Source organism: Geomonas ferrireducens, from assembly GCF_004917065.1.
GTDB lineage: Bacteria > Desulfobacterota > Desulfuromonadia > Geobacterales > Geobacteraceae > Geomonas > Geomonas ferrireducens.
Genome location: NZ_SSYA01000002.1, coordinates 1,445,798 through 1,458,575 on the forward strand (window position 1 = coordinate 1,445,798; position 12,778 = coordinate 1,458,575).

The 12,778-nt window shown below is 63.2% G+C and carries 11 protein-coding genes; 1 reads left to right on the plus strand and 10 read right to left on the minus strand.

The window, feature by feature from the left end:
• Position 1 precedes the first annotated feature (1 nt).
• A complete protein-coding gene (locus tag E8L22_RS15190; RefSeq protein WP_136525951.1) occupies positions 2-1,273 on the minus strand; it encodes an MFS transporter in 1,272 nt (423 codons plus the stop codon).
• Positions 1,274-1,283: 10 nt separating this feature from the next.
• Positions 1,284-1,760 (minus strand): MarR family winged helix-turn-helix transcriptional regulator, encoded by a 477-nt coding sequence (locus E8L22_RS15195; protein ID WP_136525952.1) that lies wholly within the window; start codon positions 1,758-1,760, stop codon positions 1,284-1,286.
• 263 nt (positions 1,761-2,023) lie between these two features.
• On the opposite strand from E8L22_RS15195, the gene E8L22_RS15200 reads away from it, so the two are divergent.
• The gene (locus tag E8L22_RS15200) at positions 2,024-4,249 is read left to right on the plus strand and encodes a thioredoxin domain-containing protein (protein ID WP_136525953.1); all 2,226 of its coding nucleotides are present in this window, start codon (positions 2,024-2,026) and stop codon (positions 4,247-4,249) included.
• Position 4,250: 1 nt separating this feature from the next.
• On the opposite strand, the gene E8L22_RS15205 is transcribed toward E8L22_RS15200, so the two are convergent.
• The 8 genes from E8L22_RS15205 to E8L22_RS15240 form a co-directional block, all read right to left on the minus strand.
• Positions 4,251-4,643, minus strand: coding sequence for an HIT family protein (locus E8L22_RS15205; RefSeq protein ID WP_136525954.1), 393 nt, complete (start codon positions 4,641-4,643; stop codon positions 4,251-4,253).
• Between the two features lie 68 nt (positions 4,644-4,711).
• Positions 4,712-5,098: a DUF6982 domain-containing protein gene (locus tag E8L22_RS15210; protein WP_136525955.1), complete on the minus strand. Its 387-nt coding sequence runs from the start codon at positions 5,096-5,098 to the stop codon at positions 4,712-4,714.
• A 135-nt stretch (positions 5,099-5,233) separates the two neighbouring features.
• Positions 5,234-5,800: an HPP family protein gene (locus E8L22_RS15215; protein WP_136525956.1), complete on the minus strand. Its 567-nt coding sequence runs from the start codon at positions 5,798-5,800 to the stop codon at positions 5,234-5,236.
• A 67-nt stretch (positions 5,801-5,867) separates the two neighbouring features.
• On the minus strand, positions 5,868-7,319 hold the full coding sequence (locus E8L22_RS15220; protein WP_136525957.1) for an ammonia-forming cytochrome c nitrite reductase subunit c552: 1,452 nt from the start codon (positions 7,317-7,319) through the stop codon (positions 5,868-5,870).
• A 177-nt stretch (positions 7,320-7,496) separates the two neighbouring features.
• On the minus strand, positions 7,497-8,861 hold the full coding sequence (locus E8L22_RS15225; protein ID WP_281282979.1) for a sigma-54 interaction domain-containing protein: 1,365 nt from the start codon (positions 8,859-8,861) through the stop codon (positions 7,497-7,499).
• A 126-nt stretch (positions 8,862-8,987) separates the two neighbouring features.
• Positions 8,988-10,475 carry an ATP-binding protein gene (locus tag E8L22_RS15230; RefSeq protein WP_136525958.1) on the minus strand — a complete coding sequence of 496 codons (1,488 nt, stop codon included), beginning with the start codon at positions 10,473-10,475 and terminating at the stop codon, positions 8,988-8,990.
• Between the two features lie 179 nt (positions 10,476-10,654).
• Entirely contained in the window at positions 10,655-11,203 is a 549-nt protein-coding gene (locus E8L22_RS15235; RefSeq protein ID WP_136525959.1) for a hypothetical protein, read from the minus strand.
• A gap of 64 nt (positions 11,204-11,267) precedes the next feature.
• The gene (locus E8L22_RS15240; protein ID WP_136525960.1) at positions 11,268-12,482 is read right to left on the minus strand and encodes a tetratricopeptide repeat protein; all 1,215 of its coding nucleotides are present in this window, start codon (positions 12,480-12,482) and stop codon (positions 11,268-11,270) included.
• Positions 12,483-12,778 lie beyond the last annotated feature (296 nt).

The following is a 12,778-nucleotide window of genomic DNA, read 5'->3' on the forward strand; positions in this document are numbered from 1 at the left end:
GTCAGGCTGCCTCGGGAGCGAGCCGGGGCAGCCTCCTCCCGTTGATCCTCAGGACCAGCCCAGCAGCAAGCAGGCAGATCACCCCAGAGAGCAGGAAGGCAACCATGTAGTCGCCCAGGTAGGTGCGCACCGTGCCGGCGAAGGTCGCGGCGAGGGCTGCTCCCACCTGGTGGCTCGCGAAGATCCAGCCGAACATCACCCCGACGTTCTCCCTGCCGAAGGATTCGGCGGTGAGACGCACCGTGGGCGGAACGGTCGCGATCCAGTCCAGCCCGTAGAAGATCGCGAAGGCCGAGAGGCTCCACTGCGGACCGGAAAGGGCGAAGGGAAGCCCCAGAAGCGACAGCCCGCGCAGCCCGTAGTACCAGCAGAGGAGGTAGCGGCTGTTGTAGCGGTCGGAGAGCCACCCGGAAAGGGTGGTGCCGAAAAGGTCCAGGATCCCCATGAAGGCTAAGAGTCCCGCGGCGGCAACCTCCGGGATGCCGTGATCGACGCAGGCGGGAACGAGGTGCGTGCCGATGAGGCCGTTGGTGCTCGCGCCGCACACGAAGAAGCTCCCGGCGAGGAGCCAGAAGTCGGTGCTGCGGATGCCGCGCTGCAGACCTCCTATGGCTACTCGGAACGGGTTTTCCCCCGGGTCATGTTGCGCGGGAGCCGCCTCCTCCTCGGCGCCGTAGCGTGACACTCCGACCTCGTGCGGGTGGTTGCGCATGATGAAAAGCACCAGCGGGAAGACCACGAGGGCCGCGGCGGCGGTTGCAAAGGCCGCGGAGCGCCAACCGTGGTGGTGCGACAGCCGGGCTAAAAGCGGCAGGAAGAGGAGCTGTCCGGTCGCCGAACTCGCGGTCAGCACCCCGAGTACCGTCCCCTGGGACTTTTGAAACCACCGGTTCACCACGGTGGCGCTCAGGCTGTAGGCGGTCATCCCGGCCCCACACCCGACCAGCACCCCCCAGATCAGCACCATGTGCCACGGGCGCGTCATCAGCGTCGTGGCGCTCACCCCGAGGGCGAGGAGAAAGAGGGCAACGGCCATGGTCCTGCGCACCCCGATCCTGTCGAAGAAGGCGGCGGCGAAGGGACCCATCAGCCCGTACAGAAGCAGGTTCACCGATACGGCCAGCGAGATGGTCGCCCGTGACCAGCCGAACTCGTGCTCGAGAGGGACGATGAGGATCCCCGGCGTGGACCTGATCCCCGCCGTGACGAGCAGGGTCAGGAAGGTCACCGCCATGATGAGCCAGGCGTAGTGAAGTTTTCGCGTTTCGGCCATACCTCCCCCCTTACCCGGTCTCGCCAAGCTCATCGCCTGCCGTATCGCTTCCGGCACTTCCCTCCAGGGCAAGCGCCAGTGCCCCCAGTTGCCGCACACCTTCGGCGCCGAGCTTTTCTTCGATCAGTTGCTGCGCCTGCAGCCAGTACGGCTGAGCCTTGGCCACCGCGGCACGCCCGGTTTCACTCAGGCTTACCCCGCGCTCCCTCGGGTCAGGCGAAGGAGCCCCCTCAACGAACCCCGCCTGCTCCAGCGCCTTGAGGTTCCGGACCAGCGTGGTCCTGTCCAGCGTGAGCATCCTGGCAAGTGCGCTTACGCTCACCGCACCCGCACGCGACAGGTTGGCCAGAACCGAATACTGGGTCACCTTGAGGCCGGAAGGCTGCAGGGCATCGTCGTAGATCCTGGTGATGGCGCGCGAGGCACGGCGCAGGTTGACGCAGTTGCAGACGCTCGCCCTGTCACTCGCCCGTCGATTCTCTTTCATGGCTCTCTCCTTGCCGCACTTCTCGTATGCGTGCATATACACGCATATATCATCGGTGCAAAAGCCAAGTCAAGCATTCTTCTTCCGGCGAATGCCACTATTCGCTTCGCGGGGCCGTGAGAGCCATTCTTCTTTGCGGCGCCCCCCCTCCGCCGGGTGAAAACATGGTACAGTTAATCCTTTTGTGGCCTTGCCAAGGAGTGCTCCGCAACCGGTAGCGACGTTTCAAGACTCATTGACCTATTCAGCACGGAGAAGAGACCATGTCGACCCTGGCCGATCATTACCAGCCGCTTCCCGGAACCGAGGAACTCCCTACCCCGCCGCTCGAGGCCATCGAGCTGCTGCGCCTGCGCCGGGCCCCAGCGTACCGCCCGCGCACCCGTCACCTGCTTCCCGGCGGGTGGGCTAAGTACACGAACCGCCTCTTCCTGGAGACGAGCCCCTACCTCTTGCAGCACGCCCACAACCCGGTGAACTGGTTTCCCTGGGGGGACGAGGCTTTCGAACTGGCGCAGCGGCTGAACCGGCCGGTGCTGGTCAGTATCGGTTACGCGACCTGCCACTGGTGCCACGTCATGGAGGAACTTTCCTTCGAGGACGAAGCGATTGCGGAATACCTGAACCGCAACTTCATCGCCATCAAGGTGGACCGCGAGGAGCGCCCCGACGTGGACACGGTCTACATGACCGCGGTGCACGCCATGGGACTGCAAGGGGGATGGCCGCTCAACGTCTTCACGGCCCCCGACCGCAGGCCCTTCTACGGCGGCACCTACTTCCCACCCGAAGACTACCCCGGCGGGCTCGGCTTTATGTCCCTTTTACGCCGCATCAGGGAGAGCTTCGACGCCGCGCCGGACCGCGTCGCCCGCGCCGGACTCCAGCTCACCGAGGCGATCAGGAACATGCTCGCCCCGCCGGAAGGGGAGCCCTCCCGGCAGGAGCTCTCCCTCGAGCGGGCGGTGACGCTCTACCGGGACCGTTTCGACGAACGAAGCGGCGGGCTGACCGGCGCTCCAAAGTTCCCGAGCTCGCTGCCGCTGCGCCTTTTGCTGCGCCACTACAAAAACAGCGGCGACAAAAGCTTTCTCGCCATGGTCGAACTGACCTTGAAGCGCATGGCCGCCGGCGGCATCTGCGATCAGGCCGGCGGCGGCTTTCACCGCTACGCCACGGACACGGCGTGGCAGGTGCCGCACTTCGAGAAGATGCTCTACGACAACGCCCTCCTTACCTTCAGCTACCTCGAAGGATTCCAGGCAACCGGGGATAACGCCTTCGCCGCCGTGGCGCGGGACATCCTGCACTACCTGGAACGCGACATGCTCGCTCCCGGCGGCGCCTTTTACAGCGCGACCGACGCGGACAGTCTGAACGCCGACGGGCATCGCGAAGAAGGGGCGTATTTCACCTGGACCCCGGACGAACTTGAGGAAAGCCTTGGAAAGGAGCGCGGCCTCCTCGCTGCGTACTGCTTCGGGGTGACCGCGGGTGGGAACTTCGAAGGGCGCAGCATCCTGCACAGGGACAAGGAACTCCCGGAACTCGCCAGGGAGCTGAAGATTCCCGAGAAGGAGCTGGCGTTGACGCTGGCCGATTGCCGGGAGGCGCTCTACCGCGCACGCAACAAGCGGCCGCTCCCCTTGCGGGACGAGAAGCTCCTCGCCTCATGGAACGGGCTCGCGATCTCCGCCTTCGCACGCGGCGGGTTGCTCCTGGACAACCCGGAACTGGTACGGAACGCGGAAAAGGGGGCCGGATTCGTGCTCGAGCAGATGACCGGCAACGGCCGGCTGAGCCACAGTTTTCAGGAAGGTCAGGCGAAAGGTGAAGGGTTCCTCGACGACTACGCCTTTTTCATCGCGGCGCTCATCGACCTTTTCGAGGCGGGGGGCAATCCGCGCTGGATCGAGCGGGCGCTCGAGCTCACGGCAGCGGTGCGGGAGGATTTCGAGGACAGGGAACGAGGGGGCTTCTACATGACCGGCCCGCGCCACGAGGCGCTCATCTCCAGGGAGAAACCGGCGTACGACGGGGTGGTTCCCTCGGGAAACTCGGTGATGGTGATGAACCTCCTGCGGCTGCACACGATGACCGGCGACGCCGCCTTGCTCGAAGGGGCGCGCCGGGCGCTGGACGCCTTCACGACGCAGCTCGAGAACGCGCCGACCGCCCTCTCCGAAATGCTGCTCGCGGTGGACTATCTGCGGCAAACGCCCAAGGAAATCGTGATCGTAGCACCGCGGGACAGGCCCGAGGCCGCGGCCCCATTGCTCGCCGCGCTCAGGCGGGCCTTCGTCCCGAACCGGGTGGCTATCATTACATGCGAGGGGGAAGATTTCGAGCGGGCGGCGCGGCTCGTGCCGCTTCTGGAGGGAAAGAAGGCGCAAGGGGATCAGGCGGTGGCGTATCTATGCGAGAACCGTAGCTGCCGCCGTCCCACGAGCGACCCGGAAGATTTCTACCGGCAAATCGCCCAAGGGTAGGTCAACCCTTCTTCCAGTACGGCGCCTTGACCGGCATGATCCAGCGCACCCCGCCCCTTGGGTCCTCGGTGTCCCCCGAGTACCTCGGGATCAGGTGGATGTGCAGATGCATCACGGTCTGCCCGGCTGCAACGCCGTCGTTGATGCCTACGTTGAAGGCGTCCGGGCTCCGCTTAGCGATGAGGTGCTCGCGTACCCGCCCGAGCAACTCCCAAAGCGCCGCCAGCTCTTCGCCCGTTATCTCGAAGAACGAGTCCACGTGCCGTCTGGGCACGACGAGGGCGTGCCCGGGAGTCACCGGGAAACGGTCGTAGAAGGCTATGGCATGGTCGTTCTCGAGGAGGATTTCGGCGGGGTCGAGGGTGCAGAAGGGACAGGCGTTTTTTTCGGGCATAGGCATGTGATTAAAAGAGGGGAAGCCCCCCGGCAGGTGCGTGAACGCCACTGCCGAGGGAGCGTTTTTTAGATGAATTCTACGTTACTGGCTGCCTGGGTCATCACGAACACCTTCTCGTTGTTGCTGTCCGGATCGCAGGGAAAGACGATGAAGGTCGCCCGCGCCGGTGAAAACCCCTGGGTGTAGCCGACCACGGTTTCGCCGTCCTTGAAGGAGACCCGGATCTTCTTCCCCATGCCGACCCGTTCCACGTCCAGCCGCTCCTGGTACTCCGATCTTCCTTCGAAGCTCTTGACGAAGAAGATCGCCTTCAGCTCCGCAACGTTGATTTCGTGCCGTTTCCCGCTTCCCGCTTCGGTCAGGTGGAAAAGCTCCTTGTTGGCGGCCAGGTCCTCGGTAGTCCCCTTGGCGAGCCTGCCGTCGGCATAACGCACCACGATCTTAGCTATCACTCCGGATTCTCCTTCCTCTGCGGCAACTGTCAGAATTCACATTAAAGCAGTGTCGGTTATCCTACTACCATAAAATTCGAATAATTTGAAGAAGTTTTGAAAACGGGCGCCGCCACTCTTCCGACTGTCATCGCACTACAACCAGTGACGCGGGTAGGAGCGGTGGTAAACGACGTTGTTGGTCATGCAGGCGACCGCCAGCAGGATCAAAACCCCGGTGAGCACCGGAAGGAACACGAAACCGAAACCGGCAGCACCCTGAACGCCGATGAGCGCGGTGGCGCCTCCGGGGGGGTGCGTGGTGTGGGTAAGGTTCATTAGAAAGATGGAGATCCCGACCGCGAGCGACATGGTAAGCGGTGTCGAGCCCAAAAGAGCGACCACGCCCACCGCAACGAGCGCGGAGAGGAGATGTCCCCCCACCAGGTTGCGCGGCTGTGCGAGCGGCGAGTCGTTTGCCCCGAAGAGGAGCACGGCCGAGGCGCCGAGCGAACCGATGAGGAGCGGGTGCCCGAGGAGTCTCGTCACCTCCGCGATGGCCAAAAGCCCTGCGGAGGAGCTGACAAAACTCCAGAAGGCGTAGCGCAGTGTCATCGGAGCCCGTACCCCCCTGATCGGTGCGCGACACCGCCTCGGGACCCTTGCCAGTCTCTTGCGGATGGCGACGTTGCGTCGCATCACCACCGAGAGGCGTCGTTTCATGAAGTGTTTTCCTCCTTAAGGGATAAAAAAAGGGGCAGGGGTTTCCCCCTGCCCCCGGCAGTGCGGGTTATTTACCCGCGAAGGGGTCCTTGATCTCGTTCTCGGGCTTGAACATGAGCTTCTTCGCGCCACGGTTGTTGACGTACTTGGTGAGTTCAAGGTCGACCTTGGCCGGCACGTCCACACCGGCCTTCGCCAGCATCTCCCTCAACAACTTGTCGGCGGCGGCCGCATGCGTCGAGGCGTCGGTCAACACACGCTGCGCCTCGGACGGGTTGTGGAAGCCGATCGAGTTCTCTGCGCCGATGAAGATGACGCGGTAGAACGCCTCCTCGTAGTGGTCCCTCGCCGCGGCGTAAAGCTTCTGGTCCGGGGTCTTGCCGAAGGACTGCGCCTTGTTCGCCATCTCGAAGAGTTTCGCGACGGTTGCCGTGGCGTAGCCGGCGCGGATGTACTGCGACATGACCTTGTCCTGGATGGCGTAGACCTTCTCGCGCATCTTTTCGGGGGACTCTTCGTGGCACTGCTTGCAGGCCTTCAGGTCGTTCTTCAGCGGGCTCATGATACGGTGGTCGGAGACCTTCTGCCCGTTCACCTCGGTCGAGGGCATGTGACAGTCGGCGCAGGTCACACCCGCCTGCCAGTGCACGCTGTTGTTGGAGAAGAGCTCGAACTCGGGGTGGCGGATGAAGACGAGCTTGAAGCCGGTGACGCTCTGGGTCCACTCGCCGCTCGGCTTGTTGCTCCTAAGCTTCTTGATGATGTTCTCGATGGTGATGCCGCCCCACTTGCTCCCCTCCCACGGGAAGAAGACGTCGGTCGACTTCATGTGCTCATCCTTCGGGATGCTGTAGGTGACGTGGCACTGGGCGCAAGCCAGGGTGCGCATATCCTGCTGGGTGAGCTTGGACTGGTCCACACCGAGCTTCTCAAGCCCCTTGCCGAGGGTGAAGCCGCGGGAGATCTTGAGGGTCATGGTGCGGTTGTCGTGACAGTCGATGCAGGAAACGCCCAGCGTCTGGTTCTCCTTTGGGATCTTGCCGCGAATCTCCTGGTAGGGTTTCGCAAAGTAGTCCCTGCCGAGCTGCCCCGCGAGCGCCGGAGCGTAAGGGGTCTTGCAGGTCAGACAGGAGCCCCCCGCCTTGTAGCGCCCCGGGTCGACGTCGAGCTGGTCCTGAATCATGTAGTAATGGCCGCGCGGCTCCTTGTACTCGGAACCGAAGGCCCAGCCGTTGTAAAGGAGCGCGAGGAACGGGTACTCGTCAAGCTTGTCCGGGTTTTCCTCCCCAACATCCCACCCCTTCTTGTACCTGCTCTTACCTGCCGGGGTCGGTTCTGAGGTCTGTTTCCAGAGCTGGTACTGTTTCGGGTAGAGCTTGCCCCACTCGGCCGGATCGACGGCGCCATCGGCGATCGCCGGGCGTGCATCGGTGACGTCGACCTTCTTCGCTGAGCAGCCGAATCCGGCCAGTGCCAGTCCCGCAACTGCCGTGACGAGACATCCTCGCAGCATCTTCATTACGTTCTCCTGTCGTTGTGATTTTCCCCCGGCAGCGCGGCCGCAGGAGGGTAACGGATACGGTAAGAAGAGCAGCGAACGTGCCAAACTGACACGTTCTCGTAAGATGCGGATGTTGCGATGGATGCGCAGCGGGAGCCCCGGTCGGGGCGTTGCAGGTGGGTAACACGGCGTTACCTAGCGGTAACGCTTCATCTTCTTCCAGAGGGTCTTGCGGGAGATCCCCAGAAGCCGGGCAGCCTCGGTGCGGCTGTCGCCCGCCGCCGCGAGCGCCTGCTCGATCAGCTCGGCCTCCCGGTCGTCCAGGCGCTCGGCGAGCAACGATCCCTTTTCCGCCCGGGATGGGCGCTGAGTTCCCGGCGCCTCCGCACTCCCCCTCAACTCGGGAGGAAGGTCTTCGACGCCGAGGGTATCGCCGCTGCAGAGCGCGGAAGCACGTTCCATGGCGTTTTTAAGCTCCCTCACGTTGCCGGGGTAGCGGTGCGCGAGCAGGACCTCCTTCGCCTCCCGGGAGAGCCTGAGCGCCGGGCGCCCCATCTCCCTGCCGAAACGTTTCAGGAAAAGACCCGCCAGGGGGAGGATGTCCTCGAGCCGGTCCCGCAGCGGAGGGACCTCGACCGGGATCACGTTCAGGCGGTAGAAGAGGTCCTCGCGGAACTTGCCGTCCGCCACGTCCTGGCGCAGGTCGCGGTTCGTGGCGGCGACGATGCGCACGTCCACCAGGATTTCCCGGCTCCCCCCCACCCTCTCCACCGTCCGCTCCTGCAAGACGCGCAAAAGCTTCGCCTGGGCGGCAAGCGGCAGCTCGCCGATCTCGTCCAGGAAAAGGGTGCCGCGGTGTGCCTGCTCGAACTTCCCTTTGCGCTCCCTGAGCGCACCGGTGAAGGCCCCCTTCTCGTAGCCGAAGAGCTCCGACTCGATCAGGCTCTCCGGGAGCGCGGCGCAGTTCACCTTGATCAATGGCGCTCCGCTGCGCCTGCTTTTCGCATGCAGCTCGCGGGCGACAAGCTCCTTACCCGTACCGCTCTCGCCGGTGATCAGGATGGTGGAATCAAGGTGCGCCGTGGAACGGATCATCTGGAAGACCGGCTGCATGACCGCGCTGCGGCCGATGAGTCCCCCGAAGGAGACCTCGCTCAAAAGCTGGTCGCGCAGTTCCGAGTTCTCCTCCTTCAGGTGCTCCCGCTCGGTGATGTCGCGGCTCACCATGAGGGTTCCGACGAAGCGGTCCTCCCCTTCCCGGATCGGATAGTAGCTGTTCTCGAAGATGCGCCCCTTGATCTCCAGGGGACGCGTGTGGTAGGCGAGGGTACCTGCTCTCAGGCTCTCCAGGAGGGCGCCGATGCGGGTACGGGCGGGTGGTGGGTGTATGGAGAGAAGGTCGCGCCCGAGGAAGTTCGCGGCGTCGATGCCGCGGATCTGCTCGGCTGCCGCGTTGACGCAGACGATCGTGTTGGTGTGGTCGGCGAAGACGATCCCCTCGCCCATGCTGGTCAGTATCGCCCTGAAAATCCCCTCCGTGCCCCCCGCTGCATCTGTCACGCTGCCTCCTGTTACCTTTTGGTAACAGCGATAATAGCTTCGTGGCGCAGCGGCGCCTTGACCGAGGTCAAATCACGGGGAATTATCCGCCTGTTCCGAAAGGACTCCCCGTTTTTCCCGGGACGACTAGGGGAGTGAAAAATAGAAGGTAGCACCGTAACCCGGCTTCGCCTTGCAGTCGATCGTGCCGCCGTGGCGCTCTATGATCCGCTTGACGGTCGCAAGCCCGATACCGGTCCCCTCAAACTGCTGCGCGTTTTCAAGACGCCGGAACGCCTCGAACACCCGCGCGGCCTCGGCCTCGTCGAAACCGATGCCGTTGTCCCGGACGAAGAAAAAGGCGCCGTCGTCGCGCCGCTCGAGCCCGACCTCGATCCTCGCCTCCGGGCACAACCCGGTGTACTTCCAGGCGTTCTCCATCAGGTTCTGCAAGACGACACGCAAAAGTCCGGCATCGCCGCGCGCCGTCAGCCCGTTGGCGATGACGAAAACCGCCTGCCGCTGCGGCTCGCGTGCCCTGAGCTCGGCCGCCATGTCTGCGGCGATGGACGTGAGATCGACGTCGGCGGGGACGAGTTCGTTCCGCGCGATGCGCGCGAACTTGAGCAGCGACGTGATCAGCCCCTCCATCTTCGCCGTCGAGGCGAGGATCACGTCGGTGTAGGCCCGCGCGTCTTGGGCGTTTTCGGAAAGACTCTCCTTCAACAACTGGCAATACCCGGACACCGCGGTAAGCGGGGAACGCAGGTCGTGGGAAACGGTGGAACAAAAGGCGTCGAGATCGCGGTTCGCGGCGGCCAGTTCGCCGCTTCGGAAGGAGAGATCGCGGTTCGTTTCAATCAGGCGCCGCTGCGCAAGGTCACGCTCGGCGATGGCCAGACGCAGTCTGCCGGCCCCGAAATGGATGCCGGCCATGCCAAGCCCCCACAGCAGCAGGAAACTCGCGGCGTTCAGTTGGTAGGTCTTTTTGGCGATGTCCCACAAGGGGGCCATGGGAACCGCGACGCTGAGCCCGCCGCGTACCCCACCCAACCGGCACCCCTGCTTTTCATGGCACCTAAGGCAAGCCCTCTCGGTCTTGAGCGGCCTCATCAGCCTCAGGTAGCTTCCCCCCGCCATGTGAACCACCGTGCTCTCTTCCTCGGAGCCGCGCTCGAAGGCAAGCAGCGCGCCCCGCTCCCAGTCATCGGCACGGTTTTCCGGACGCAGCGGGGTGAGACTGGTGATGTGCCCCTTGACGCCGAACGAATCGGAGGCGAGATCGAACACCAGGCGGCTCATGTAGGAGGGGTTTACCAGGGTGAGGTGGCGACCGGAGGTGGTGACCACGTCCCTCTCGGGGATCCCGGAGAGGTATGGGTTGGGCTGGATACGGTCGCAAACCGGCACGTACACCGACCCGGAAGCGGCGTTCCAGTGCCGGTAGACCAGGTCGCGCTGGAAGTTGCTTCTGGCCTGGGTGCGGGCCGTTTCGGCGGCCTGCGACATTTCATGGTGGTAGGTGAATACCAAAAGGGTCGCGATGACCAGGGTCCAGCCGGCCGCGAGTCCCCATTTGTAGATGGTCAACAGCTGAGGTGTCGTGAAGTGAGCCTGCCTCCGAGCATGGTCCATCCCCCCTCCTATCCGGCCACCCGCATCGGCCGCGGAAAAGTGTCAACGGTACAGCTTGTGGCAGGAAGCAGGGACATGCATTGACCAAAGTCAATAGAAGCACGTTAAATATGGAGACCCTTCTAAAGTCGGGACCTCATCGGGGGAAAGCGCCGGGAGGGATCTCCCCTCCCGGTAAACTAGCGGCCTGCCACGGTGGAACGCGCCTTCATTACCTCGTCGCGGTCCTCGGCCGTAATGATGATACTTGAGCAGCTCTTGTTGTGCTCGGTGACGGTTGTGTTGAAGGTGGCCCATTGCGCCTTCAGCTTTTCCACATCCTTGCGGGCCGCCTGCACCAGCTTGTTGTGCTCCTCGCTCAGGCGGTTGAAGGGGCCGACCTTGGACTCCTTCGCCTCGAGCAGCTTTTTTCTCTGTTCCTGAAGCGACGCCGAGCGCTTCGATACTTCCGCGAGCTGGGCCTTGTTGCGCGCGATGTCTGCCTCGAGCCCCTTGCGCAGCGCCTTAATCTTCGCTTCGGACTCAAGACACATCCTGTACTGCTCCCTCGTCGTGTCCACGGGGGCACTGCTTGCGTCTTTTACCTCTTTGGCCGGCTCCTGCGCAAGCGTCGCAGCGTCCACCGACGCCACTTTCACCGCGGGAGTTTCCGCCGCCGCAGGCTCGGAAGCGAGCGCTGGGCGCACCAGAAGAGATACTGCCACAAGCGCTAACAGCAAGCGATACATCACACACCTCCTCGATATCATTACATTAAAAATTAATCGCGATGGTCTTCCGCTACGTAACGACCTAGTTTTCTGCCGGGGTTGCCTCCGCCCGGGCGAGCAACTCACGCGCCACGGCATCATCAGGGTCCAGCATCACCGCCATTTTCAAAAGCTCAAGCGCCTCTTCCCTGCGCCCCAGCTGCAAACAGGCCTGCCCGAAATCTCGGCGCAGGTTCGGCAGGGTCGAGTTCAGCTGCAGAGCGGTCGCGTAGTGCGCTACCGCCTGCTCGTCGCCGAGGCTCGCCAGGAGGTTCGCCAGGGCAAGATGTGCTTCGGCGATGGAGGGGTTGGCCTCGATCGCCTTCTCGTAGAGCGCGCGTACTACGGCAACGTCGCTCCCGAGCGCCCGCTCCGTAGAGGCAAGGCCGTAGTAGGCCGGTGCGAGCCTGTCGTTCAGCGCGAGGGCGTCCGTGAACATCTTCCGCGCCGTCTCCAAATCGTCCTTCAACAGGTAGACATAGCCCAGGTTCACCTTCACGAGCGGCGCCTCCGGGTCGAGCCTGAGGGCGGTGTTCAGATGCTCCATGGCCTCGTCGATACGGTCCGCCCGAAGCAGGGCCGCACCATAGTTGCAATGGCAGTTCACGTGGGAGGGAACCAGCCTGACCGCCTGTTCGTAAAGAGTCAGGGCCTCGTCGTTGCGTCCGAGGTCCTGCAAAAGAACCGCGTAGGTGTAAAGAGCGCCGAAGTGGTGCGGCGCGTGTTTGATCGCCTCTTTAAGTACCGACTCGGCGTAGTCGTAGATGCGCAGGTCATGCAGCGTGTCACCAAGCTTATGCAGCATGTGCGCGTTATCCGGCGCAAGCCCAACGGCGATCTCGAAGCATACGGCGCTTTCCTTTACGAACCCCTCCCTTTTCAGGAGATCGCCGAACGAGACGAGCAGCGCGGTGACATCGCCCACCCGCACCGTGACGACGTCTTCGTGCAGCAGGTTGGCGAGTTCCATGGCGATGGTGCGGGAGATGCTCTCGCCGTTCTCTGCGATGCGGGCACTCAGGGTACGCAGCCCCTGCACCGCCTCCTCGACAGCACCGCTGTCGGCCTTGGCGGCAGCCGTGAAGAAAAGGGCCAGGAAGTCGTTCGCGTCCCTTTCCGTCATGGCCTGGTAGGAAGCCAGCGCGGGCTCCAGCTCGCCGCGCACATGCATCGCCAGCGTGGTGATGAAGTTGGCATCGACGACCTTCGTCGCGGTCTTATTATCTTCGTTTCCGAACATCCTGCTGAATATGCCCATGATTTTCTCCATGCTTGAGAAGGACAAGCCGCGCGTGAGTCTAATTGCGCCGCAAAGGTAAAGGATTCTTTACTCTTTGGCAAGAGTTTGATGCATTTCGTCAAGGTAAACGTCTCTTTTCCATTCCAAACTGTCTCATCTGGACCACGTATCGGCTGGCCGGGGCCCGGAGGGGATGATTGCACCCATTTCGTCTTCGCGGCTCCCTCTGCAGACATGATGGCAGCCTGCTCAACGAGGAACGTGGAAAGTCGCACCCAGCGTTGTTTTAATGATAAAGACGGAAGTCAGCGGAC

Coding starts and splice junctions, on each gene's coding strand:
- E8L22_RS15190 (WP_136525951.1), bottom strand. CDS start 1,273: ATGGCCGAAACGCGAAAACTTCACTACGCCTGGCTCATCATGGCGGTG.
- E8L22_RS15195 (WP_136525952.1), bottom strand. CDS start 1,760: ATGAAAGAGAATCGACGGGCGAGTGACAGGGCGAGCGTCTGCAACTGC.
- E8L22_RS15200 (WP_136525953.1), top strand. CDS start 2,024: ATGTCGACCCTGGCCGATCATTACCAGCCGCTTCCCGGAACCGAGGAA.
- E8L22_RS15205 (WP_136525954.1), bottom strand. CDS start 4,643: ATGCCCGAAAAAAACGCCTGTCCCTTCTGCACCCTCGACCCCGCCGAA.
- E8L22_RS15215 (WP_136525956.1), bottom strand. CDS start 5,800: ATGAAACGACGCCTCTCGGTGGTGATGCGACGCAACGTCGCCATCCGC.
- E8L22_RS15220 (WP_136525957.1), bottom strand. CDS start 7,319: ATGAAGATGCTGCGAGGATGTCTCGTCACGGCAGTTGCGGGACTGGCA.
- E8L22_RS15230 (WP_136525958.1), bottom strand. CDS start 10,475: ATGGACCATGCTCGGAGGCAGGCTCACTTCACGACACCTCAGCTGTTG.
- E8L22_RS15235 (WP_136525959.1), bottom strand. CDS start 11,203: ATGTATCGCTTGCTGTTAGCGCTTGTGGCAGTATCTCTTCTGGTGCGC.
- E8L22_RS15240 (WP_136525960.1), bottom strand. CDS start 12,482: ATGGGCATATTCAGCAGGATGTTCGGAAACGAAGATAATAAGACCGCG.